Raw genomic sequence first — 1,975 nt, forward strand, 5'->3', positions numbered from 1 at the left:
AAGTGCTTGCTTTAAGCGATCCGCAGTAACTTCTGGTTCAAAGATTTCTAATCCCTTGGCTTCAAAATTAAGCTGTAAATCTGGAATATCTTCCGTGTAGGTAGGATCAATGAATTTACAAGCGGTGGAAAGAATGCCCGTGCTAATCATAAAGGCGCTATCAAATTGTGGGTAATCTTTGGCAATTTCGTCGTTATAAAGAATGTCTACTTCACGATCAGCCAATTGATAGCTTGCCATATGGTCATTCTCATTGATTTTCTCGGTTGACCAGCCTAGACTTTTTAAAAGTGCATGAGCACTTTCCATAGTGAGACGATCATCAGTGTCATCCGCTTCATCCACTTCCTCTGCCACTTCAACAGAAGTTGTTTTAGAAGCAACAGATGCTGTTTGCGGATCCAAGCTTAAAATCGGAGCGTTTTTAGGAAAACCTGTTCAATAACGCTGGGCAAGATTAAGCGCGTTGTCAATATCATATTTTGTGATAGTATCTACAAAGCCTAGACGGTTTTTTCTTTGAAAACTCTCCTTATAAAACTTAAGTTTTTTGACATTGCCAGTCAAAATAAGTGCAATAAGGTGAAATTCTGCAAGGAAAAATTCACTTTTTGTTGGCAACGCCGCATAATCATAGATGATTTGGTTGGTGTTTTGGTTATCAGCCCATTTAAGAATATCCACACAGATTTGCTTTAGTTTGCCTTCTTCAACTTCAACACTAGAAACTGTATAAACTTCTTCTGCCTCTTTGAGAGCTATATATTGAGGATTCTCGGGAAAAACACCCCTATGAGCAGTGGAAAAGGCAAGTGTTGAAAGTGAAGCCTTGAATATAACGATCAGTGTTTTTCCTTTTGTATCAAGGTCGTACACTATATTAATGATACGGTCTTTGCTTATAAAATAAGCATTACGATTGTAATTTTTATCACGATAGACTGTCCAGTTCATCATTTTTAATGTTTCAGAAACTGTATTAAGGAGAGCTAAAGATTGTACATCAATACGTGCATCCGCCGCCTCTCGCTCCTTTAAAACGCTCAGATGTCCTTCAGCAAATTGAACAGCGTGATTAACATATTTTTCCACATCATCGTCATCTAAATATTCAGAAATCGTACCTGCTTTTACGGCATTTTGATAGGATTTCAGGATATCAATTTGACCTGTTAATGCTAAACAAGCCAAATGCCATGGAATATCGGGACAAGAGCTATATTTTTGAACAAGCGCTTTGCTTTCTATCGCTGCTTCTAAATCCTGAGCACGCGCCCATTGTATCACCCGCTCAGAAATTTTGATAAGCTCCTGCTCATTTAATGTCTCTAAACGAATATCAATCCCTTTACCAACACCACTAAAAACCCCTCCCTCAATCGTATTAAAAGACTGATAAATATTTGTAGCTGATATCTGCCTACATTTTCTACTATCGTGAATATAATGGCAAGCGACAGAAATATCTTCGTTGGAGATCCCTGCTTCAAGATGAACATTATAATCATCATGAAGACGGATAAAACCAAAATCAAATTGAATGAAGCGGTCGGGCAAAATCAGCCACATTTTTCCAGGTTCCGTAACAAACCACCCTTGGGTTTTAAGAATGCGCGTTGCTGCTGTAAGACTCATCAAACGCTGTTTCGGTTTTTTGCGTGCTAAAATGTCATCCAATTCATTATTTTTATAAGCTTCAGCAAAAAAGATGACGCGCTCAACCTGTGTCATCTTTTCATAATCAGAAAACTCTGGTGTATATAATTGAGGTGTAGGTTTGTAATTCCTTAAAGCTTCGGTATCGCCGAGTAGAGCCTTTGCAACGAGAGAATGATTAGCAGCTTTTTTACGTAATTTTTTCTTAATATCCTGTGCTTGCGCCCAAGCTAACACTTTGTCTAAAGCTACCTTGACATGGCTTTCAAAAAACTCCAGTGCTGTAACTCCAAAATTCTCTTCTGAAGAAATCAGCATA

1 pseudogene is annotated in these 1,975 nt (G+C 38.2%); it reads right to left on the bottom strand.

Annotated features, from left to right (window positions below):
• Positions 1-1,975 (bottom strand): annotated as a pseudogene (locus ACFIQC_RS09710) (DUF6990 domain-containing protein); the annotation flags it as partial.

This window comes from Bartonella sp. AA126HLJHH, from assembly GCF_042197425.1.
In the GTDB taxonomy this organism is placed as follows: Bacteria; Pseudomonadota; Alphaproteobacteria; order Rhizobiales; family Rhizobiaceae; genus Bartonella.